Source organism: Algoriphagus sp. (assembly GCF_024305035.1).
Classification (GTDB): Bacteria; Bacteroidota; Bacteroidia; order Cytophagales; family Cyclobacteriaceae; genus Algoriphagus.
In genome coordinates, this window is record NZ_JAMWZB010000015.1 from 97,216 (window position 1) to 119,608 (window position 22,393).

17 protein-coding genes are annotated in these 22,393 nt (G+C 42.7%); 12 read left to right on the forward strand and 5 right to left on the reverse strand.

The features are described 5' to 3' along the window. The first annotated feature begins 11 nt into the window (after positions 1 to 11). From Q0L00_RS10505 to Q0L00_RS10520, 4 genes are read left to right on the forward strand one after another with little or no spacing between them, the layout of a single operon-like run. The gene (locus tag Q0L00_RS10505; protein WP_297336824.1) at positions 12 to 728 is read left to right on the forward strand and encodes a hypothetical protein; all 717 of its coding nucleotides are present in this window, start codon (positions 12 to 14) and stop codon (positions 726 to 728) included. Next, positions 725 to 3,475, forward strand: coding sequence for a TonB-dependent receptor (locus Q0L00_RS10510; RefSeq protein ID WP_297336825.1), 2,751 nt, complete (start codon positions 725 to 727; stop codon positions 3,473 to 3,475). The genes Q0L00_RS10505 and Q0L00_RS10510 overlap by 4 nt, the downstream gene beginning before the upstream one ends. After that, positions 3,475 to 4,635 (forward strand): DUF4249 domain-containing protein, encoded by a 1,161-nt coding sequence (locus tag Q0L00_RS10515; protein ID WP_297336826.1) that lies wholly within the window; start codon positions 3,475 to 3,477, stop codon positions 4,633 to 4,635. Before Q0L00_RS10510 ends, Q0L00_RS10515 begins: the two co-directional genes overlap by 1 nt. Further along, positions 4,632 to 6,242, forward strand: coding sequence for a hypothetical protein (locus tag Q0L00_RS10520; RefSeq protein ID WP_297336827.1), 1,611 nt, complete (start codon positions 4,632 to 4,634; stop codon positions 6,240 to 6,242). Before Q0L00_RS10515 ends, Q0L00_RS10520 begins: the two co-directional genes overlap by 4 nt. A 5-nt stretch (positions 6,243 to 6,247) precedes the next feature. Here Q0L00_RS10520 and Q0L00_RS10525 read toward each other — a convergent pair whose 3' ends face one another. From Q0L00_RS10525 to tilS, 5 genes are all read right to left on the reverse strand, one after another. Next, the gene (locus tag Q0L00_RS10525; protein ID WP_297336828.1) at positions 6,248 to 7,906 is read right to left on the reverse strand and encodes a mechanosensitive ion channel family protein; all 1,659 of its coding nucleotides are present in this window, start codon (positions 7,904 to 7,906) and stop codon (positions 6,248 to 6,250) included. Positions 7,907 to 7,956: 50 nt separating this feature from the next. After that, on the reverse strand, positions 7,957 to 10,668 hold the full coding sequence (locus Q0L00_RS10530; protein ID WP_297336829.1) for a hypothetical protein: 2,712 nt from the start codon (positions 10,666 to 10,668) through the stop codon (positions 7,957 to 7,959). 91 nt (positions 10,669 to 10,759) lie between these two features. Then, positions 10,760 to 11,695, reverse strand: coding sequence for a malate dehydrogenase (gene mdh, locus Q0L00_RS10535; protein WP_297336830.1), 936 nt, complete (start codon positions 11,693 to 11,695; stop codon positions 10,760 to 10,762). Positions 11,696 to 11,836: 141 nt separating this feature from the next. Next, positions 11,837 to 12,352, reverse strand: a complete 516-nt coding sequence (locus tag Q0L00_RS10540) for a cyclic nucleotide-binding domain-containing protein (protein WP_297336831.1) — start codon at positions 12,350 to 12,352, stop codon at positions 11,837 to 11,839. Further along, positions 12,345 to 13,673, reverse strand: a complete 1,329-nt coding sequence (gene tilS / locus Q0L00_RS10545) for a tRNA lysidine(34) synthetase TilS (protein ID WP_297336832.1) — start codon at positions 13,671 to 13,673, stop codon at positions 12,345 to 12,347. Before tilS ends, Q0L00_RS10540 begins: the two co-directional genes overlap by 8 nt. 48 nt (positions 13,674 to 13,721) lie before the next feature. Here tilS and Q0L00_RS10550 point away from each other — a divergent pair, with 48 nt between their 5' ends. The 8 genes from Q0L00_RS10550 (at position 13,722) to Q0L00_RS10585 (ending at position 22,292) form a co-directional block, all read left to right on the forward strand. Beyond that, entirely contained in the window at positions 13,722 to 15,452 is a 1,731-nt protein-coding gene (locus Q0L00_RS10550; RefSeq protein WP_297336833.1) for an OstA-like protein, read from the forward strand. Between the two features lie 116 nt (positions 15,453 to 15,568). Then, the gene (locus Q0L00_RS10555) at positions 15,569 to 16,285 is read left to right on the forward strand and encodes a T9SS type A sorting domain-containing protein (protein ID WP_297336834.1); all 717 of its coding nucleotides are present in this window, start codon (positions 15,569 to 15,571) and stop codon (positions 16,283 to 16,285) included. Between the two features lie 69 nt (positions 16,286 to 16,354). Beyond that, positions 16,355 to 17,248 carry an outer membrane protein assembly factor BamD gene (gene bamD / locus Q0L00_RS10560; RefSeq protein WP_297336835.1) on the forward strand — a complete coding sequence of 298 codons (894 nt, stop codon included), beginning with the start codon at positions 16,355 to 16,357 and terminating at the stop codon, positions 17,246 to 17,248. A gap of 16 nt (positions 17,249 to 17,264) precedes the next feature. Beyond that, positions 17,265 to 17,579 (forward strand): DNA-directed RNA polymerase subunit omega, encoded by a 315-nt coding sequence (locus Q0L00_RS10565; RefSeq protein WP_297336836.1) that lies wholly within the window; start codon positions 17,265 to 17,267, stop codon positions 17,577 to 17,579. A gap of 2 nt (positions 17,580 to 17,581) precedes the next feature. Continuing rightward, a complete protein-coding gene (coaBC, locus tag Q0L00_RS10570) occupies positions 17,582 to 18,796 on the forward strand; it encodes a bifunctional phosphopantothenoylcysteine decarboxylase/phosphopantothenate--cysteine ligase CoaBC (RefSeq protein WP_297336837.1) in 1,215 nt (404 codons plus the stop codon). 22 nt (positions 18,797 to 18,818) lie between these two features. Beyond that, on the forward strand, positions 18,819 to 19,721 hold the full coding sequence (locus tag Q0L00_RS10575; RefSeq protein WP_297336838.1) for a DUF4835 family protein: 903 nt from the start codon (positions 18,819 to 18,821) through the stop codon (positions 19,719 to 19,721). Between the two features lie 37 nt (positions 19,722 to 19,758). After that, the gene (recN, locus tag Q0L00_RS10580) at positions 19,759 to 21,411 is read left to right on the forward strand and encodes a DNA repair protein RecN (protein ID WP_297336839.1); all 1,653 of its coding nucleotides are present in this window, start codon (positions 19,759 to 19,761) and stop codon (positions 21,409 to 21,411) included. 65 nt (positions 21,412 to 21,476) lie between these two features. Next, positions 21,477 to 22,292, forward strand: a complete 816-nt coding sequence (locus Q0L00_RS10585; RefSeq protein WP_297336840.1) for an SDR family oxidoreductase — start codon at positions 21,477 to 21,479, stop codon at positions 22,290 to 22,292. Positions 22,293 to 22,393 lie beyond the last annotated feature (101 nt).

The following is a 22,393-nucleotide window of genomic DNA, read 5'->3' on the forward strand; positions in this document are numbered from 1 at the left end:
TAATTTCATCCATGCGGAAATTTATTTTTTCTTGGGGCTTATCTGTGGTTTTGACGGTTTCGTCCCTAGCTCAAACAGTCAATGAAAATTTGGCAAATCTTGATCAGTATCAAGAACAGCTTCCTTTTTTTCAAGAATTGATAACGGGTGCCCAATATCCCGAACCTCCCCGAAATCACGAGGGTTTTCCTTTTTTGGAAACTCGGTCTTTCCAAAATGGAGGGTTGACGATCAACCGGGTTTTCTACCCCGATGTTCCACTACTATATGACATCAGGTTCGATCAGTTGGTGACCTTTCATCCGCTTTTCTCGCAGAAGCTTTTGATCAATCCCGATAAAATCGATGCCTTTGTCCTTGCCGACGGAAGGGAGTTTATACAGCTTAAGGGAAACGAACGCTACTTTTATAATAGAAATGGCTTTTATGAACTAATCGAAACCGGATCGTTTCGATTACTTTCCAAGCATTACAAAGAAGAGAAACCTGCACGCGAAGTGGGTGAGTTTGTGGCCTATTATGTGGAATATGAAGACTTTTTTCTTGAGAAAGAAGGAGTGTTTTTTCCCATCCGTAAGAAAAAAGATGCCATCAAGCTTCTTCAAATTGAGAAAAAAGAAGTGCGGGAGAATTTAATTCGAAAAGGCATTTACTTCAACCAAAACCGAAAACTCTTTTTGAAGGAGTTAGTGAACTTATCCAGTCCCAGCAAAATGACCACAAAATGAGTTTAAGTAGAATTTTATTTTTTTTCCTTCTGATCACTGGATGGAGTCATCAAAGTCTTCAGGCACAGCAAAGGCAAAAAATTTCAGGTTTTTTTGCTGGGATTTCCTTCGATCGTTTTACCGAGAGAATCGAGGAAAGCAGTGATTATCGGTTTGTTTACGATCAAGAACAGCTAGCTCAAACAACCGTCAATTTACAGGCGGAAGACAGTGACTTGGCAGATTTGCTGGAAACCATCTTTTCAGGCACAGATTTTAAGTTTTCCATTGCGGATGACCATCGAGTTTTCATCACTCAAGGCAAAAAAATGGTAGTAAATTTTGCAAGAGGGTATTTTGAACCTCGGTCCAAAGCCGAACAAGGTACCGATGAACCCGGGGATTCAAATTTGGGAGCTTTTGCAAGAAATATGCGCTTTGAAATCGGCAAAGACAATCAGGATCCCAACAAAAGGACAGCAGTTCTTAGCGGAACGATTACTAGTATTGATAACGGCAGTCCGATGCTTGGAACCGTGATTTTTGAGAAGGAAGGATTCTTACAAGCCATCACCGATGAGCAAGGGAAATACCGATTAGAACTTCCCAAAGGGCGACATACACTTTTTGTTCAGAATCCGGGTGGATACCAAGAACAGCGGCAAATCGAGCTCTTTGGAGATGGGGAGTTTGATTTGGAAGTACAGGAAAGTTTCCTCTCTTTGGATGAAATCGTCGTGAATTCGGGTGCTCTTAGTAATGTCAGCAAACTGGATATGGGCGTGCAATCCATGAGCATGTCCCAAGTAAAACGTCTGCCGGCCATCTTGGGTGAGGTAGATGTGATTCGTGGCATCATGACCATGCCAGGAGTCAATACTGTAGGGGAGGCCAGTGTAGGGTTCAATGTCCGGGGAGGAGCTGCCGATCAAAACCTGATTCTCTACAATCAATCTACGGTATTTAATCCAGCGCATGTTTTTGGGTTTTTCTCGGCTTTTAACCCGGATATGGTTTCTGGGGTCGAGTTGTACAAAGGTTCCATTCCGGTAAATTATGGAGGTCGGCTGTCTTCGGTGCTTCAGGTCGAACCCAAATTCGGACGCTCGGATAAAATCGGCGGAAGCGGAGGTATAGGAATCATGACTGGGCGATTGAGTCTAGAGGGACCGATTGGAGAGAAGACCACATTTATTGTAGGCGGAAGGACTACTTATTCCAACTGGGCACTCGATCTGCTTGAGGATGAAGCGGCACTCAATGGTTCCAATGCATCCTTTTATGACTTTAATGCCAATGTCCGGCATGAATTTAACGAAAAGAATCAGGTGGAAATCACTTCTTACCTTTCCAGAGATGAATTCGGGTTTGATCGGGACACCACCTATTCTTACCAAAATACGAACCTGGCCGCCACTTGGCGACACTTCTTTAACGATGAATTGGAGGGAAGCTTGACCTTAGGCTATGATGGCTATGAGTTTGGCATTGTTGGAGCTGATAACCCTCTGAATGCGTATCAGTTTAATTTTGACGTTAATCAATTCCATTTTCGAGCGGATTTTGAGTACCGAAAAGGAGAAAGACACCTCTATAAATTTGGGGTGCACGGCATCCAATACCAGCTTAACCCGGGTACCAATCTTCCTTTTGGGGAGGAATCCATTGTCATCCCCGAGGATATTTCAGATGAAAATGCGCGAGAGTTTGCCTTGTATTTCGGGGATGAAATGACCATCAGCGAACGGCTATCGATTAGCTATGGGGGGCGATACATGTTTTATCAGCTTTATGGTCCGATGACTGTCAATGACTATGTGCCAGGGGAGGCAATTACCGAAAGCAATGTTATCGGAGAGCAAACCTATGGCGCAGGAGAAACGGTCCAAACTTACCATGGACCTGAGTTTAGACTTTCGGGTCGCTATACCCTTACCAATCAATCTTCGATTAAACTGGGGTTCACGACCATGCGACAAAATCTTCACCTGCTTTCCAATACCTCGGCCATTGCACCGACAGATAGCTGGAAACTCAGTGATCGATACATCAAACCTCAGACTGGAGGCCAAGCTTCTTTAGGCTATTATCGCAATATGGCTTCCAATACTTTGGAGTTTTCTGGAGAATTGTATTATCGATACATGAATAACCTGCTCGACTATCGATCTGGAGCGACGATTATTTTAAATGACCATATTGAACAGGATGTTCTCAATTCTTTGGGTAAAGCCTATGGGATAGAGCTATTACTTAAAAAAACCTCCGGTAATCTCACTGGATCTTTAGCCTATACCTACTCTCGATCCCTGTTACGGACTTCCAATGAGCCGAGTGTCGAGAAGATTAACCAAGGACGTTTCTATTCCAGCAATTTTGACCAACCACATCATGTAGTTTTGGTAGGGAATTTGGAATTAAGCAAGCGGATCAATACCTCAATCAATGGAAACTACAGTACCGGAAGACCCGTAACCTTACCCATCGCCAAGTTCGAATATGCCGGATCGGAACGGGTGTATTTTTCCGATCGAAATGCCTACCGAATTCCAGATTATTTCCGAATTGATGTTTCAGTCAATCTGGAAGGCAATCACAAAGTCAGAAAATTAGCCCATTCTTCTTGGTCTGTGGGCGTGTACAATGTGCTGGGGAGAAGTAATCCTTATTCGGTTTATTATGCTCCGGTTGATGGGCAGTTAAGAGGCTATCAACTTTCCATTTTCGCACGTCCTATTCCATTTATTACCTATAATTTCAAGTTTTGATGAAGCGCATTTTGTTTTTATACAGTTTGATTTTTCTGGCTTTTGGAGCTTGCAGAGAGCCTTTTGAACCAGAAATTGACGCGGTTGATCTTAACGTTCTAGTAGTCGAAGGCTACTTGGACTCTGATGGTTCACCGAGCTTGATTTCCTTGAGTTATACCCGGCCCATTCAAGAGGATTTGCCACAGTTGGTTCCTGTGGTTGGAGCGACGCTGTATTTGGAGAATTCTGGGGGGGATCGCTTTCCTTTGGAGGAGGTTGGAGGAGGGAGCTATCAGTTTTCCCAGGATATCAATGAGCAAGATCGTTATCAGTTACGGATTATTTTAGCCAATGGTACGAGTTATACTTCTGAGGAATTGGCACCTATCCTCACCCCGGATATTGTCGATGTGGGCTTTGAACGAAACGAGGATGGCGTAGAGATTTTTCTCACCACACAGGGGGATGAGAATGCCGATGACTTTCTGTGGATGTATGAGGAAACTTGGGCATTTAGGCCTCCTTTTCCCTCTCAAGTCAAATACGATACGGCAACAAAGCAAGTGATCCTGCGGGAGCCCGATGAGCGAATAGATGTCTGTTATAAAAGCGAGCGAAACTCTGATCTGCTCCTGGAGACTTCTTCCCGCTTCGAGGATCAGTTTGTTTTTCGTCAGGCAATCAATCAGATCGATGAGGGTGATGAGCGACTTTCACTTCGCTACAGTATCCTGATTTCCCAAATGGCCCTGAGCAAAGAAGATGCTGAATTTTGGGAGATTTTGAAAAAGAATACCGACGATTTGGGTTCAATTTTTAGTCCCCTTCCCTCCAATATCAGAGGAAATATCCGACAAGACCAAAATCCGGATGCTCCTGTAATTGGGCAAGTCAGTCTGGGTAAAATAAGACAAAAGCGACTCTTTATTGATCTGCGGGATGTAGTCCCTTGGAGAGCTGAAGTGCCTGAATATTTTGGATGCATTCAGGAACCGGATACGGTTCTGGTAAAGGACTATGATGATTATTTTCGTACCGGGAGAAACATGCCGACACTTCCAATTTTTGCTGAAGGTAATGCATTAGCGCCAATAGGCTATCGATACGCCACGGCATCCTGTGTGGATTGTACCCGAAGAGGAACGAATGTGAAACCAGAATTTTGGGAAGATTTATGAGAAATTACCGGAAAATCCTTACCCTAATCTTGACCTTTGGGGTTCAGGTACTTTTTGCCCAAGAACTGGTCAAAGAGCAGGTGAATTATTCGATCCCCAAGTCGATTTATTTCACTGGGGAAAAAATCTGGCTGGAGGCTTCCGTCTTTCAAAATGAAAAACCTTCGACTTCACAGGTGCTTTATGCCGAACTGCTCAATCGGGAAAACCAATCGGTACATGTGGAGAAGTTTCTTCTTGAAAAGGGCAGGGTATTTCATTTTTTGGAAATCCCGGAAAACCTACCTTCCGATCATTACTTGCTTCGGGTGTTTACTCGGGTGAGTCCATTAATTGATTTGGAAAATGGACTCAAACAAGAATTTATTACAATTTTTAATCCCACAAAACCACCAAAAGTCAGCGCTGAATCGATCACCCGGGCGTTTTCCATAGCCGAGTCTTCAGCCTCCCTCCGACTTTCGAGTAGTGAAGTGAAAGCTGGGGAAAAATTAACGCTGAAATTCGGGGATTTGACCGAAATCCAAGAAATCAGTGTGGCTATTTTTAATCCGTTTTTGCAAAAATCAGGGCAAATTCCGTCGAAAGTTATTTATCAAACCGAAGTAAAAGGAGATTTGGTTCCCGAACTTTTTGGACATATCGTCACCGCAAGAGTGGACCCCAAATTACTGGATACTACCCGAGTATATTTTCTGTCAGTTCATGGAATGGAGTCTGCCTTATATACCGATCGAGCCGATGCAGAGGGGGTTCTCCATTTCGACATTGGGGGGTTAAAGCACTGGGAATTTGTCATTGCTCAGGCAGATCAAAACGGGAGTTTGTTGGATTTTGAACTTCAGTCTCCAGCGGTACAGACAGCATTTAAAAGCGATTTTATTTTTCCCGAATTGGAAATCGGTCCCAATGATGAAGCGTTTTTGCGCCAGCTGCTGATTAGCAGTGGCGTGCAGACATTTTACTCCGAGCGCTATGAACAAGAACCTATTCCGGTGGTCACGGGATTTGTGGCGGACCGCACCTTTCTGTTGGATGATTATACCCGTTTTGAGACCGTGGAAACTGTGATCAAAGAATATGTGCCCATGATTGCTGTTCGCACTCGCCAAGGAAAAAAGCAATTTCGCTCCGTGAATGAATTTGGAAATAGTTTTTCAGAAAATCCCTTGATGCTGGTGGATGGGATGCCCGTCTTTGATTCTGATCAAATGGCTTCGTTTAATCCAGAGAGTTTTGAAAAACTCGACGTGCTATCTCGGAGATTTTATCTCAACGAACAGGAATATGAAGGGGTGATGAGTTTTTCTACGTATGAGGGAAATGTAGGTGGATTTCCTTTGCCAAGCAATGCGATTTTCTCACAATATAAAGGCATTCAGATTCCAATCGAAATGGAAAAATCCCTTTCTCAACCCGGTTCCTTAGCTGATCTCAGATCTCTGTTGTTTTGGTCTAAAGATCCTTTGCAAAATCTGCCGGATTCAAGGGAATTGGAGATTTTGACTTCTCAACTTCCAGGAGAATTTGAGATTAAGGTCAAATTCAAAAATCAGGATGGAAGCCTGACAACTGCTCTACTTCAATTTGAAGTTAAAGGGAATTAAGCGGTTTATTTTTTCTTCAATTCGTTGGTTAGAAACTCTCCAAGTTTTTTCTGATAAAAGGTGGAATCTGAGGGGTATTCAGGAATCAACTCTTTCTTTTCAGGGAAAGACTCCATGTGGAGAGTCTGCGTCGGGAAGGCAAAACGAACCCCTAGCGTATTGGCTAATTTGACGATTTGGATTAATACTTCATGTCGAGCACGGAGTTCATCAGGCCAGCCGGGGACCTCGAAAAATATGTAAAACATGATGTCCTGACTGTAGGCAGAAAGATTATTGAAATAAATGTGGTAATAATCCTTTCGGGTATCGGGATGAGCGGCTACGATTTCACGAAGTCCCTTGACAAACTCCTCAATTAAGAGGGGAGGAGTGTCGTAAGTTACCGTCAAGGTAGTTAAAAATCGCCGATATCTTCTCAAGCCATGATTGTCCAGTACGGCATCTGCGATTTTGCCGTTGGGAACGTACATGAGTGAATTTCTGAACGTACGGATTCTGGTAGATCGAAATCCCACTTCCTCTACTGTGCCATCAATGTCACCCGAAGTTATCCAATCGCCAACTTGGAAAGGTTTATCGATGAAAATCATTACCGAACCAAAGAAATTTTTGATCGTATCCTGGGCAGCAAGGGCTATGGCGACACCCCCAATGGATAATCCAGTCAGAAATGGAATGATATCCAGATTAAGTCCATCCCGCAAAATGAATAAGGTACCTATGACCACTACAAACGCTTTCAGCGTTTTTCGCATTAACGGAACCAACTGATCATCGAGTGTGGACTCGGTTTTGGTTGCTAACCGTGCAAAATATACGGCTACTACATTGACCAGTTTATAAAAAGCAACGGTGATAAATAAGGGTTTGAGGGTATTTAAAATGACGATGATCCATGACCAGATTTCAACTGGCAACTGAAGCACAGGCATAAACACCGAAAGCAAAAGGACAATGAGGTAATAGGATAGGATCCGTGCCACCGGAAGAATGTAATTTTCGCCAATTTGTTGGTATTCGAGCCGCTTGAAAAAATAAACCAAGCCTTTGTCTAATAGGAAGGTGAAAAAGAAATGGGCAAGAAAAACGATGAAAACCAGCAAAAATAGACCTGATAGCTGCCATAAGTACAGCCCAAAGTATTCTTGGTTTCCGATTTTGGGCAGCAGGTTGAGAAGCCGATCAGTTCCATAAGGGTAGGTCTCTTTATGCAAATCCGGGATTTGACTGACGGTAAAAGAGGAAAATTTCCACTGGTTGTCCACCTTTTCTAAAAATACCCCCGGCAGTTTTGATTTATCGAAATAAAATATGGGTTGGCCGACTCCTGAGGTGCTGTCTTGGTAATCGGATACATTGGGAATGGAACTGGTGCGAACCATGACTCCTTTGCCCTCAAAAATTTGTTTTAACTTAATGGCCAAAGTCTCCTCACTCTGATCCATTTCCTCGGAAATCCGGAGGGTCTTAGCGGCTTCATCTGGATTGAAGTTCGATTCTTCCAAATTGTAGAAAAAGGAAAGAGTGGTGTAATACGGTGAGCTGAGATTGATTTGATTCGAAAATTGATCTTTGACGATCGTGTCTTCGACTAACTGCCCCTTTGCCTGGTTGGCGATCAAACTAAAAAAAACGAGGAAGAGTAATAGGTTTTTCTGCATTGTTGATTAAAGTTGCCCCAATTTAGTCAAATCCCACGCCCGACCCAAAGCTACTCGCTAAGTTGGTAAGTGGTCAAATAATTACCGGCAATGGTGCGAATCAGTAATTTGCCTTGGTTGGCTAGATAGCTGATGTGAAGCGTTCCACTGCTTTCAGGAGGAAGTTGAGTCAATAAATCCCCATCCTTGTTATAGAGGTAGGAAAATTCTTGGGTGAGATCTGTGATCACTACAATCTGTCTTTTTCCTCCGAAGTCAAAATACTGATAGTCCAAATCCCCTTCAGAAACCCGAGCCGTGAAAAGTTCGTTTTCCTGACGATCCATTACCTTCACTTGGTTATAGTTTCTAGTGAGAATTAGGTAGTCCTGATTTTTTTGATCAGGAATGAGCATAAACTCACTGTCCCGATCTTCTTTGATCAGTTGGTTTCGGTAAGTGATCTCCCCGTTGAAATTTACCCGCACCACTTCGCCGCTTTGCGTCACTCCGACTAATTGAAATGCCCCTGAGTTGGGGTTTCGCTCCAAAATCATTCCCGATGAAAAGGAATTACCTAAGGAGATTGGAGATCCGGCTTGGTACTCGCCCCTTCGGTTAAATAAATTTAAGTTGCCTGATGGGCTTAAACTCACCATAAAATCGCCTTGTCCCGGTACGCGGAGGTGGCTTGGAGGGTTCACTAAGGGCTCCGTAGTGGAAAGTGGATTCCATCCTTCAAGTTGCTTCCCCGTTTTGTCGAGTAGGTAAAGGTTCCCTGATTGCGTCGCGACAAAATAGCGGTAGTTTTTATTGTTGTCGTAATCCACCAAATTGAGGTGGGTGATTTGTTCTCCCGGAATTTTGATGGGGTAATTGGGTAATGGATTTCCCAAACGGTCAATCCCATAAATGGAATTTTGAGTCGCAAAGAGAATTTGCAGTTTGTTATTTCGGTAATAGTCCACCTGGAACAAATCTGAAATTATCGGCCCGTCAAGGGGTACAGAATAAACAATTTCTCCAGCAGAATTCACCTGATAAACGACTTGGTTTTCATTCTGAACCACCAAATCCTCGGTGAGGTCTAAGTGATTGATCGCAACTTTCGGACCATAGGTCAGTCTTGCATCAAAACCAATGCGGTTCTGTGCTTCCATGCTTACACTAGAAGTCTCGGATGCGATGTTTTGGAGGTTTGCTGATTGAAAGGGAATAGTCAAACTAGCCTTTGGACCATCCGCAAGTTGATTGATCCGGAAGGATAGGTAAGGAAAGGCCTGAAATGCGGATTGATATTTTTGGAGGAAAGTGCGCCATGAGGAGTTGGTTTCTGCTATCCACTTGTCCCAACTGTTTTTAGTCAAGATAATTTTTGAAAAACCTGCAGTAGGCGTAAGTGCAATTTTTCCTTCTGGGGCACGATTGGCATTAGCCCATGTATTTCCACTTTGTATGTCGTCTAGAATCAGTTTCATGCTTTGCTGAGTATTGGCAAAAATCAACAGCTCATCGACCTCAGCAAGATAGGTCTGTTCAAACCCCATAAATTTACCCCCGAATATATAGGCTGGAAACTCCTCTTCGTCAATAAATAAAATATCTCTTCCGGCATAAAAATCTCCCGTGGTTTCACCTTCTGTATTCATTAAGTATTCAGAAAATAAGGAAATAGCCGCTTCGGTATTTTTGCTTCTGACCAAAAGTGCTTTGTTGGTGGAGGAGCCTCCGTAGGGTTCTAGGTCAAGCAGGTAGATTTCTCCGGTAAAATCATCCAATAGGCCTTTATCTAGCAGATTTCGCTGGATTTCTGCAGCCAAGGTTGATTTACTCGGAAATGCGCGGTTCACCAGTTTCTGAGTTTCAAAGATGCTGCCTAAGTTGATTTGGGTTACCGCAATTGCCCGGGCAGAAATGGCCTGTTCCAGTTGGCTTATATTTGCCTGGATGGAGGGCGTAAAATCTATGGTATCTGGAAACCAAACCGGTCCTTCGAATCTGAGTTGACCTTCGTCCAAAAACAATTCCAGTCCGGCAAGTGCAGAAAAGCTCCCGATACTTTGGACAATATCTTGGTCCCGGTTTGACAGCGTACCACTCATGAGTGTTTTGATTCCTTGGGAGTTCACCCATAATCTTCCCAATTCATAATCAATTGAGGAGTTGGCAGAAATCAGGTCATGATAGGTGATCAATTCTGGGTTGAGGTAATGCCTGATGGCTTCTTCGACGACTGCCGAGGACTGGGAGATAATTAGTATTGGGCCTAAAAATGAAAAAGTCCACACCCGGGTATTGGAAGCATCAAAATATTCAAAAACAGGTTGATCGGAGTATTTTCTCTCGTTAATCTTGCTGTTTCGGGGAAGTTTTGATTTTAATTCATCGAGTAGATTGGGGCCCGTTTTCGTGCTCGCCGACAGCGTGTAAAGCAGGTCAAAACTGTCTGCCCCAATGGAGTGGTAGCTGACTGTCAGTGTATTGCCTGATAGAATTTTGCTGATCTGGCCGCTATTGCCGGTGAGGCTATCGAGTGCTTGGAGTTGGGAAGAGATTTTTTGGAAAGCAGGGAAGCTTTGGAAAATTTCCCAAGAAGGATGCTCGACAAGCGCATTCCAAGTAGTGGATCCCTGCTCACTTTCAAATACAAAAACCGCATCTTGACTGATCAAATCGAGCGGTTTGACTTCAGTCTTTGCAAAATAGGTGTCATACACCCAATAAGCAGCAAGGCCACCACTGGTAATCAGGACTAAAATAAGAAGGCTTTTCCAGAGTTTCACAGGCGAGTAGTCAAATCCAGGCAATCAAATAATAATAAAACCCGGCTCCAACCAGAACGTTCGGAGGCCGGGTTTTAGTCAATAGATGTATTTAGTTGGATAAGTTGTCCAATACACTCATGACTTCTTTGACGTGTCCCCTGGAGGTTTCGAGGAGGTCTTTTTCTTCTTGATTTAGGTCCAACTCAATGACCTTTTCGATGCCATTTTTTCCGAGAATTACTGGCACTCCAAGGTAGCAATCATCGATTCCATATTCTCCTTCCAGCTTGATACATACTGGGAATACTCTTCGCTGATTTTTTAGAATGGCTTCTACCATTTGTGCAGCAGCAGAGCCAGGTGCGTACCATGCGGAGGTACCCATTAATTTAACAAGTTCACCTCCTCCGAATTTGGTTCGCTCGATGATGGCGTCAAGTTTATCTTTGGCGACTAATTCGGTCACCGGGATTCCAGCAACGGTAGTATATCTTGGTAAGGGTACCATCGTATCGCCATGTCCACCCATTAAAATGGCTTGAATTTCTTTAGCAGATACGTTCAACTCTTCAGCTAAAAACGCACGATATCTTGCCGTATCCAAGATTCCAGCCATTCCCATAACCTTCGTTCTAGGGAGTTTGGAGGTCAGGTGAGCCTGATAAGTCATCACATCCAATGGATTTGAAACTACGATGATGATGGCATCGGGGGAATATTTGATCACATTTTCAGTAACTGATTTTACAATTCCGGCATTGGTTTCAATCAAATCATCCCGAGTCATCCCCGGTTTTCTCGGAAGTCCTGAGGTGATGACCACCACATCTGAATTGGCAGTTTTGCTGTAATCATTGGTGCTGCCAATCGTCCGGCTATCGTACTGATTGATGGGTGCCTTTTGCCAAATATCAAGCGATTTTCCTTCAGCTACGCCTTCTTTGATGTCAACTAAAACAATTTCTTCGGCGATTTCGCGATAGGCCAATACATCAGCGCAGGTTGCACCGACATTTCCAGCCCCTACTACGGTAACTTTGCTCATAATTATGTTTTGATTTATTATTGGTAACTGCCTAAAAGCGACGCTAAGTTAATTAACAAAGACAGGATTCGAAACCCGAAAGTGAATACTTTGTTTGGCGGTAGGGATTGGGGACGAAAATGGAAAGAAAAGTGAATTACTTCATTCAAACATCTGCCTCAAGCTGAAAAAACCAAACGACTCCCGGTAAGATCGAAATAGGCGCTGATTATTTTCATTGTAATATTCCGACAAGGAGGTCATCATTTTGGCTTTTATTTTTGGATTGGAATCAAAGATTTCCTGAATCACAAAATGCGGTATCACGATCAAATCTGCTTCATCTGAGGTGACCAGTGCGGTGTAAGTTCTTTTGGCATTTTCTAAAAGTGAATTTTCACCAAACGCTTCTCCGCGGTTGATTTCCAGAATGGTTTCGAAATTGTCTTTAATATCAATCATTAAATTGACTTTTCCCTTCTTGACCAAATAAAGCGCCTGGCTGGGATCTTTACTGAAAAAGACAACCTCATCCCTCTTGTATTTGCGCTGATGCATGGCCGGGAGAAAACGTTCCATCTCTTTGTTTTTAAGCCGTTCAAAAAATTTGATTAATCTTAGAAAATCAAACAACTGCAGATCTTCTTCTGTATAGGTCTTGGAAAAAGGGTTACGCATGGACTTTTTGTTTGAAGTAAAGCAATTTCCGAGTTGCTGGATTGTATTTAGCCCATTCTGCAATTCGATATCCGACAATCCAGGCGATTTTTCCGCCGGAAACGAGCACCTTGATTTTGGATTTCTGTGCTAATGGTACTTTCAAATCTATTAAAAAGTCCGATACCTTTTTACTGTTTTTCATTCCAAGAGGAATAAATCGATCCCCAATTACCCAGTTTCGGATCACCAAAGGAAATTCTAACTGTTCCAGGTCCAGCATGGCATTGCTTCGATGGGTATCTAGGGAAACTGGACAGCTTAGCTTGATTAAGTCATAAGTATTCTCCGGTAAAAAAACTTCGATATCATTTTCTGAAATTTCCAAAGCCTGGAAATCTGGGCGCTGAGGCATTAGAATCAAATCATCCCGATCCAGATTCAAAAGGTGTGTAGTGGAGGTGAAAATTTTACCCACTTCGCCGGATTTGGCAGCCTGATAAATAGACTCTGCCTGATCTGAGTTGAATCCAAAGGACCTAATCCACAGGTAAATTAAACTAACTGCTCCGGGCATGTGAATAAATCTTGAAATCGCCAAAAATGACACATCATCCTCTTTGCGGACATGTTGTTGGATCCACTGCTCATAAAGACCTCCAAAAGCTCGGGTGCTGTCTTTAATCCGGGCAAGACTTGCTAGCAGATTTTTTTTAGCGTCTGGGTTGCTTTCATAAAGTTTTGGGAGGACTTCCAATCGCAGCTTATTCCGTTTGTAGTCGGTTTTTTGGTTGGAACTGTCTTCCCGCCAGCTAATTTTTTTTTCTTGCGCAAATGCGGCTAGGTCTTCTCTAGAAAAGGTCAATAAGGGTCTTATCAACTGACCATTTCGATCTGCCATACCTTGTAACCCATCCAGTCCGGTGCCTCGGAGAAGATTCAAAAAAACGGTTTCTACTTGATCATCTTCATGATGGGCGAGGATAATTCCCGATAGGTTTCTAGCCTGACGCAGTTTCTCAAACCATTCGTATCGAAGCTGCCGTGCAGCCATCTGAATGGAAATTTTTTGTTGGGATGCAAACGTTTCAGCATCCACACGTTGGGTGTGGAGCTTCAGGGAATTTTTTTCTGCCCAAGTTGCGACAAAATCTTCATCGCCTCTACTTTCACGTCCACGCAATTGAAAATTCATATGGGCAACTTCGAAGTTCACACCCGATTCCAATAAAAGCTCTCCCAGAACCATGCTGTCTAGTCCCCCGCTACAGGCCAGTAAATAGGTTTTGTGAGCATCCAAAAGGTTCTTTTGACGTATATGCGTTTTAAAGGCTGTGATCATTGATCAAAAATAGCTTTTTCTACTAATTTTGCCCACTGTCGATTCATCATGAGAAATCTCTTCCCGGTTTTATTCTTCCTTTTGCTGCTGTTTTCCGAAACCACCTTTTCGCAAGGCAATCCACGTCGAGATGCCTCTGCCTCTTCGGAACAGTCTGAGGGGAGTAATCAGCTGGAGATCATTAGGGCAGATTCTTTGGTAGGGGCCCAGGGTTTTCAGCGGCTGTATGGGGATGTAAAGATGAAAAATCAAAGTACACTCATCAACTGTGATTCGGCTCACTTTTACCGTGCCCAAAATGTAGCCAAACTTTATGGTCGGGTATTTATTGAAAATTTGGAAGATTCAGTAACTACTCGAAGTGCTTATGCCGATTACAATGGAAATACCAAATTGGCCAAACTCCGGACCAATGTAGTGATGACGAATGGGGAGACCTCATTATACACCGATTACTTGGATTTCGATCGAGCCGCAAATGTGGCGGTGTACTTCAATGAAGGGAAAGTAGTGGATACCACCAATGTACTGACGAGTGTGAAAGGTCGATATGAGGTCAATTTGGAACGCATTACTTTTAATGAAGAGGTGATTTTGGTCAATCCGGACTATACGATGAAAACCAATCATCTGGTCTATATGACGATTCCCAAGACGGCAGAAACCAAAGGTTTAACAAATCTAATCGCAGAGGATGGAACCACGCTTGACGCTCAACGGGGGAGTTTTTACCATACGCAAACCAAACAGTTCCGGTTTTTTGAAGGTGTGGTGGATACCGAAAACAGTCGAGTGAAAGCAGACGAATTGATCTATCGAGAGCTGGACGCTTACTACGAAGGAAAGGGCCGGGTGGCTGTCTTAAATAAAGAGCGAGAGGTAGAGATTTTTGGGGATGTGGGAAATTATTGGGAAGACCGTGGGTATAGTCGTGTATATGGCAATGCGCTAGTAAGAAAATACTTTGAGAAGGATACCTTATTTATGATTTCCGATACGCTGATTTCACAGGATAAGGAAGGGGATTCCCTGAGATTTTTGAAGGCTTTTCGATCCATAAACCTCATCAAATCGGACCTTTCTGGGATTGCTGATTCTTTGGTATACAATTATGCGGATTCTTCTATCCAGCTGTTTAATGATCCGGTGATATGGAATCAAAGGAACCAGATTTCTGCCGATTCAATGGTTTTTTACCTGGTTAATGAGGAACTGGAGCGGGCTATCATGAAAGAAAAAGTGTTTTCAGTCATGACTGATACTCTGGCTAATTTTAATCAGATGAAAGGGAGAAAAATGACTGCTTTTTTTGGGGAAGGAGAAATCAGACAGCTTTTTATTGAAGGAAATGGGGAGTCGCTTTACTATGCTTTGGAGGGGGATACACTAAATCAAGGGATCAATCGAACGCTTTCCGCTACGATACGGTTGAACTTTCAAGATGGGGCCGTACGCCGTGTTAATTATGGGGTAAAACCTGATGGGAGGTTTATTCCTATTCAGGATACCGATGAAAAATCAACACGATTGGAAGGTTTCCAATGGAGAGAAGAAGAAAAGCCTCGAATGGAGGATATTTTGGCATGGCGAAAAGTAGATGAAATTGATTTAGATCAAAAAAATCTATTCGACATTCCCAATGTCAGACTCAGAATGCCTACCGAGGAAGAGATGGAGAAATCACTGGAAAAAAGCGTTTCATCGGAGCTAAAGAGTCGTTTGAAAAAGGCCCCTACCAAGATCAAAGGGGCAAACGATCAAAGGCAGGAAAAATTTTAAAAGGCTTAACAACAATTAACCGCATTTTTTCGCTCAGAGGCTATCCAGGAGTTAATTTTGTCCGTATATTGTTTAGAGATTAAAAAAATCGAAGAGCTTATAGCGTAAAACTTTACATGAACAAAATTTTCAAACTTTTCACATGGCTCATGCTGTCGCTCCCATTTTTAGTGGAAGCCCAGGATATTCGTGTTTTGAGTGAGAACTTGGAGTTTGTGGGAGACATTGGTTCTTCGCAACGGAAAAGTATTTTGATTCAAAATGAATCCGACCGTGCCAAGACCTTTTACCTCAAAAATATCCGAGGTAGTATAGGCTCCTCGCAAAACATGAAAATCTGTGTAGGGGAGCAATGCTTTGATGCCAAAAAGGACTTGGCAAAAGTTAAATTAATCATGGAGCCGGGTGAAATCATCACAGACCTTTATGTAGAGTTTGAAATGGGGATTGCGGAGACCAGAGGGAGTTTTGATTTGTTCTTTGTCAATGTGGAAAACATACGCGATGCCTTTTTGGTGGAGGCTCAATACGAAGTTTCCAATCCAGAAAAGAAGGTTGATGAATTTGATTACCAGGCCCTTTCCTTGAGCGATGTATACCCTAATCCGAGCAATCGAATGGCCTATTTTGACTACTTAATCAAAAACAGGTCTTCCAAAGCCAAAATCTCAATTAACAGCTTTATTGGGAATCCAGTTGCAGAATATGAGCTGGACCCTGAGCGAACTACCCTTCAGGTCAATGTCTCTGACTTTAACCCGGGAGTATATTTTTACACGCTTTTTGTCGACAATAAAAATATTGTCACAAAAAAACTCGTTGTAAAGAAGTAAATCTATCCTCTGATCTATCCGTTTGAATACCAATTAATATCCCGTATATTTGCGGTCTTGAAAATGAACATGCGTTTATCCATCCTTTCCCTTTTATTTATTTCACTCCTAGCCGCTTCCTGTGGTCCATTTAGCAAGCTTGAAAAAAGCACCAATTGGGAAGAGCTTTACGAGGGAGCGAATGATTATTACCAAAAAGGAGAATACAACAAGGCTATTATTCTTTATGATAAGGTTTTGCCGGTGATTAGGGGAAGTGAAAAGGCTGAATTGGCAGATTACAATTATGCCAATTGCCACTTTAAAACGAAGCGATACATTGAGGCGGCAGGATATTTCAACAACTTCTACCGGACTTACAACAGAAGTCCTTTAGCGGAAGAAGCCTTATTTATGAATGCCTATGCCTTGTACTTGGATTCTCCAGATTACAATTTGGATCAGCAGAGTAGTCAAGAAGCAGTTGCGGCCATTCAGCAATTTGTTATACAGTTTCCCGGCTCAGCCAGTTACGAACGGGCAATGGAAATGCTGGAGGATTTAGAGTCGAGGTTTGAAGAAAAAGCCTACCAAGAAGCAACTATGTACTACCGCTTGAAAGATGGCTTATTTCCTGGAGAATACCGAAAAGCATGTATTGTCAATTTTCAAAACTTTGCTAGAGATTATCCTGAAAGTAAATACAACGAGGAATTGGCTTACAAACTGGTTGAGGTGAGTTCTACCTATGCCATGAACAGTGTTTTCAATAAAAAGGAAGAACGATTAAATGAGTCTTTAAACTTTGCTTCAGATTTTTTCCGAAAATATCCGGACAGTAAATACCTTTCTGAGGTGAAAAAATATGAAGCCTCCTCCAAAGAAGAGTTGACCTCCCACCTTGAGCTTAAAAAACAATATGCCGAACGGGAAGCCGAACAAAAAAAACAAGCTGAAGAATTAGTCGAATCAAACAGAAATTAACAAACGAATAAATAAAATGGCAGTCAATCCATCCATCATTACGCGAGATCTAGAAAAAATAGCCGAACCAACCGGCAACATCTATGAATCCATCCATGTGATCGGACAGCGTGCAAAGCAAATTTCTTCTAATCTTAAGGAAGAGTTGAATACAAAATTGTCTGAGTTTGCCTCCACGGTGGATAATTTGGAAGAGGTCTTTGAGAACAAGGAACAAATCGAAATCTCCAAATTTTATGAGCGAATGCCTAAGCCCTCTACTTTGGCCTTAGAAGAATTCGTTGAGGGGAAAATTTACCACAGATTCCCCGAACAAGAATCAGAGCAATAAAAATGAACCTTCAGGGGAAGCGGATCATTTTAGGTGTGACGGGCAGTATTGCCGCGTACAAATCCGCCCATCTGACCCGTTTATTAAGAAAAGCAGGAGCAGAAGTGCAAATCATTATGAGCGCTTCTGCTCTTGATTTTATTAGCCCTTTGACCTTGGCAACCCTTTCCAAGAGGCCCGCTCTTCATCAATTTCAAAAAGATGAAACTGGAGTTTGGAACAATCATGTCGAATTAAGCCTTTGGGCAGATCTTTTTTTGATTGCCCCATTGAGTGCCAATACCCTGGCAAAGCTCGCCAATGGCATCTGTGATAATCTGCTCACCGCCACCTATCTCTCAGCCCGTTGTCCGGTTATGTTGGCTCCTGCGATGGATTTGGACATGTATCAGCATCCCGCTGTTCGGACTAATTTAGCTCGTATTCAGTCTTTTGGAAATCAGATTTTGGATGCTGAATCGGGCGAATTGGCCAGTGGATTGTCTGGTCAAGGAAGAATGATGGAGCCGGAGCATGTGTTTGAGGAAGTCAATCGTTTTTTTCAAAAGAAGCTAGATTTTCAAGGAAAGAAAGTCTTGATCACCATGGGCCCCACTCAAGAAGCCATCGATCCGGTTCGCTTTATCAGTAATCATTCGAGTGGAAAAATGGGCTATGCTCTTGCAGAAGCTTTTTTAGCTCGGGGAGCGGAGGTTTTTGTGGTTTCCGGACCCATTTCCATTCAGGTTTCCAAAGAGAAGTTTCATTGGCATGACGTATTCTCGGCCCAATCCATGTATGAGGCTGCAGCCGCACTTCATTCCCAAGTTGATATTGTGGTGTTTGCTGCAGCGGTGGCGGATTACGCACCTGTAACGATAGCCTCTGAAAAAATCAAGAAGGAGGATTCTGAAATGAGTATTGCACTGAAGAAGACTACCGATATCGCTTTGGCGCTCGGCCAATCCAAAAAGCCGGGACAAATTCATGTGGGCTTTGCACTGGAGACCGAAAACGAAGAGGAACATGCAAAAGGCAAACTGAAGAAGAAAAATTTTGACATCGTTGTGCTTAATTCGATGAAAGAAAGTGGTGCAGGATTTCGTTTGGATACCAACCGCGTTCACCTTTTTCATCAAGATGGTAAAAAAGTAAGCAGTGCCGTTGAGCGGAAGGAGTCGATTGCATCTCTTATTTTGGATGAAATCAAAAAGCGAGACAACTGGAAGCAAGCCTGATAAATTCTCTTATTTTTAGGTTATGAAAAAATGGATCATTTCCTTTTTACTTTGGACCATGGCGGAAGTTTGCCTTTCGCAAGAGCTCAATTTTACTGTAATCATCAACAGTGATCGTGCGCGAATCCAAAACACCGATGTATTTAATCAGATGAAAAGCTCCTTTGAGCAATTTTTAAATGGGCGGTCTTGGACATCGGATGAATTCAGACCCGAGGAACGAATCAAGGGAAATCTTCTGATTACCATAAATGAGGTTCCTCAGGTAGGTACCTATTCTGCTACCGTTCAGGTTCAAGTGGTTCGTCCCGTTTATGGCACCAATTATGAGTCTTTAATTTTCAATTTTGCAGATCGGAACTGGAGTTTTGATTACATTGAATCTCAGCCCTTAGAGTTTAACCGATTTTCATTTCTGAATAACATCAGTTCACTTTTGGCTTTTTATGCCAATATTACGCTGGGCTTGGATTACGACACTTTTCAGGAAAACGGGGGAGATGAGTTTTTTGCGATAGCCAATGACATTGTAAATAATGCGCAGCAATCAGGCAGAGCCGGATGGACACAGAGCAATTCTGACCGAAGAAGCCGTTATTGGTTAATTAATGACATTTATACCTCTTCGGTTTTTTCGGCCATTCGAGAGGCGTATTACCTTTACCATCGGCAGGGATTAGATTTGTTACAAGTTCAGCCTGAAAAGGCCTATGAAAATATAGTTGAGGCCATTCGAATTGTTTCAGATGCGAATGATGCCCAGCCCAATGGGATTTTGACCATTTCCTTTATGGATGCCAAAGGAGAGGAAATTTCTAAGGTTCTAAAAGGAGCACCCCTTGAGCTCCGTACTGAGGCGGTTGAACTACTCCTCAAAGTCGATCCCAATAATGCCAGAATGTACAATGAACTTCTGAGAAGCTAACTGGAATTTTTAGCTTTGCACCAAGTCCCCTTTAAGTATGCTAAAATCTTTGAGTATTTCCAATTATGCCTTGATTGATCAGTTGCATATGCGACCCAGTCCTGCCTTGAGTATGATTACTGGAGAAACTGGAGCGGGTAAATCCATTATGCTCGGTGCGGTAGGCTTGCTGTTGGGAAATCGGGCAGATACTAAAGTCCTCCTGCATGAAGATCAAAAATGCATCATCGAGGGTATTTTTGACATTGGAAGTTATGGATTGAAATCATTTTTTGAATCCGAGGAATTGGACTATGATCAGACCTGTATCATTCGTCGGGAAATCAGCCCTAGTGGTAAATCCCGTTCATTTGTCAACGATACCCCAGTTTTACTAGATCGGCTAAAAGTCTTGGGAGCTCGCTTGATGGATATTCACTCACAGCACGATACCCTTCAGCTGGGAGATGGGCAATATCAGTTAGGATTAGTCGATGCATTTGCTCAGAGTAGTGCCGAGTTGGAGCCTTATCAGATTGCCTTCAAAGCTTATAAAAAGGAGTTGAAAGCGTTTGAAGACTTGAAATCAAAAGCGATGGATTTGCAAAAAGAGGCCGATTTCAATCAGTTCCAATTGGATGAGTTAAGTGCTTTGGCGCTCCAAAGGGGAGAGCAAGAAGAGCTTGAATCTTCTCAGGAGATTCTTGAAAATGCAGAAGAGATCAAACTTAAAATTAACGAGGTGATCGATCTGTTTGAAGGGGAGCAAATTGGAGTTCTTCAAGGCTTGGGGCAAATTCAGCATACCCTGCAGCACCTATCCCGGTTAGCCCATAAGTTTCAGCCTTTCCAAGACCGTTTTCAAGCTGCATGGATTGAACTTAAGGATTTATTGGAATCGTTAACTGATGAAGACAGTCAAGTAGAGGTAGACTTCGAAAAACTCGAGGAAACCCGAGATCGACTAAGTAAAATATATCAGCTTCAAAAAAAGCACGGAGTGAATTCAGTGGAGGAATTGATCCAGATTGAGCAAGAATTAGCAGACAAAGTGTTTCAATTTCAAAATTTGGATGAGCATCTGGAAAAGGCGGAGAAACAACTTAGAGAGGCGGAGAAAAGCCTGCGAGAAAAGGCAGAAAAAGTAAGTAAGCGGAGAATGGCAAGTTTTTCCTCTTTCGAAAAATCACTGCAAGAATTACTCTCCGGTTTGGGGATGGAAAATGCCCAAATAAAAATTGATCGGAAAGAAATAACCCCTTCACTTTCCGGAATTGATGAAATCGAATTTCTCTTTACTGCCAACAAGGGGTCTCAGCCTCAGCCACTTAAAAAAGTTGCCTCTGGTGGAGAATTTTCAAGGTTACTTTTTGCAATTAAGTATTTAATGGCCGACAAAATGGCTTTGCCTACCTTGATTTTTGATGAAATTGATACCGGGATTTCAGGAGAAGTTGCGCTTCAGATGGTACGGATGATGAAAGAAATCGCTGGACAGCATCAGGTGATATGCATCACCCATCTTCCTCAAGTGGCCGCCAAAGGAGACGTGCACTATTTTGTCTACAAGGATAATGCCTCCGAAAAAACCATCAGTAAAATCAAGCCACTTACCGAATCAGAACGAATTGATGAGCTGGCTAAAATGATTGCAGGAGCAAAACCATCTGCCTCTGCACTTGCAAGTGCAAGGGAGCTTCTGGCCGGATAAGGGCTGTGAATCCCAAAATTTCCTTATTTTTACCCAGAATTTTTGACAACAATCAATTAAGCCATATGCCTGAAAATTTGCTCAAAGGAAAAGTCGGAATCATCACAGGTGCTCTTGATGAGAATTCAATTGCTTGGAAAACAGCGCTCAAAGCTAAGGAGCAAGGAGCCCGTTTTGTCCTTACCAATGCCCCAATCGCCATGCGGATGGGTGCTATTAATGAATTAGCACAAGAATGCAATACCATCGTCATCCCTGCTGATGCTACTGTACTGGAGGATATTGAGAGATTATACACCGAGGGAAGGGAATATTTAGGAAGTGATTTTGATTTTATTTTACATTCCATCGGGATGTCTCCCAATATTCGAAAAGGAAGGAGTTACGGGGATTTAAACTACGATTGGGCAATGAAATCTTACGATGTTTCGGCGATTTCCTTCCATAAAATGATGCAGGTGGCAGAAAAAATGGACGTCATGAAAGAATGGGGGTCTATCGTGGGCTTGTCCTATATTGCTGCACAGCGGGTTTTTCCGTTTTATACCGATATGGCTGATGCCAAGGCCCTATTGGAGAGTATTGCCAGAGGCTACGGATATAGATTTGGTAAGTTGAAAAAAGTTCGGGTAAATACCATTTCACAATCCCCAACAAAGACCACTGCTGGAACCGGTATTGGAGGATTTGATTCTTTCTTCAATTTTGCCGAATCCTTGTCTCCACTTGGAAATGCTTCTGCGGATTCTTGTGCAGACTACATTGTGACCATGTTTTCAGACTTGACACGAATGGTGACCATGCAAAACCTTTTCCATGATGGAGGCTATTCCTTTACCGGGATATCAGAGGATATCATGGAGAAGTTCAAAGATTTTTAATCAATAGAAGCCTGAAATTAACCAAAGTCCAGCTGATAAGTTGGACTTTTTTCGGTGTGCCCAGCATGGGCGATAGCTATAGGGTGCAAGTCCCGAACACG

Excerpts from the sequence above, each read along its gene's own strand:
- Q0L00_RS10505 (WP_297336824.1), top strand. The coding sequence starts at position 12 with ATGCGGAAATTTATTTTTTCTTGGGGCTTATCTGTGGTTTTGACGGTT.
- Q0L00_RS10510 (WP_297336825.1), top strand. The coding sequence starts at position 725 with ATGAGTTTAAGTAGAATTTTATTTTTTTTCCTTCTGATCACTGGATGG.
- Q0L00_RS10515 (WP_297336826.1), top strand. The coding sequence starts at position 3,475 with ATGAAGCGCATTTTGTTTTTATACAGTTTGATTTTTCTGGCTTTTGGA.
- Q0L00_RS10520 (WP_297336827.1), top strand. The coding sequence starts at position 4,632 with ATGAGAAATTACCGGAAAATCCTTACCCTAATCTTGACCTTTGGGGTT.
- Q0L00_RS10525 (WP_297336828.1), bottom strand. The coding sequence starts at position 7,906 with ATGCAGAAAAACCTATTACTCTTCCTCGTTTTTTTTAGTTTGATCGCC.
- mdh (WP_297336830.1), bottom strand. The coding sequence starts at position 11,695 with ATGAGCAAAGTTACCGTAGTAGGGGCTGGAAATGTCGGTGCAACCTGC.
- Q0L00_RS10540 (WP_297336831.1), bottom strand. The coding sequence starts at position 12,352 with ATGCGTAACCCTTTTTCCAAGACCTATACAGAAGAAGATCTGCAGTTG.
- tilS (WP_297336832.1), bottom strand. The coding sequence starts at position 13,673 with ATGATCACAGCCTTTAAAACGCATATACGTCAAAAGAACCTTTTGGAT.
- Q0L00_RS10550 (WP_297336833.1), top strand. The coding sequence starts at position 13,722 with ATGAGAAATCTCTTCCCGGTTTTATTCTTCCTTTTGCTGCTGTTTTCC.
- Q0L00_RS10555 (WP_297336834.1), top strand. The coding sequence starts at position 15,569 with ATGAACAAAATTTTCAAACTTTTCACATGGCTCATGCTGTCGCTCCCA.
- bamD (WP_297336835.1), top strand. The coding sequence starts at position 16,355 with ATGCGTTTATCCATCCTTTCCCTTTTATTTATTTCACTCCTAGCCGCT.
- Q0L00_RS10565 (WP_297336836.1), top strand. The coding sequence starts at position 17,265 with ATGGCAGTCAATCCATCCATCATTACGCGAGATCTAGAAAAAATAGCC.
- coaBC (WP_297336837.1), top strand. The coding sequence starts at position 17,582 with ATGAACCTTCAGGGGAAGCGGATCATTTTAGGTGTGACGGGCAGTATT.
- Q0L00_RS10575 (WP_297336838.1), top strand. The coding sequence starts at position 18,819 with ATGAAAAAATGGATCATTTCCTTTTTACTTTGGACCATGGCGGAAGTT.
- recN (WP_297336839.1), top strand. The coding sequence starts at position 19,759 with ATGCTAAAATCTTTGAGTATTTCCAATTATGCCTTGATTGATCAGTTG.
- Q0L00_RS10585 (WP_297336840.1), top strand. The coding sequence starts at position 21,477 with ATGCCTGAAAATTTGCTCAAAGGAAAAGTCGGAATCATCACAGGTGCT.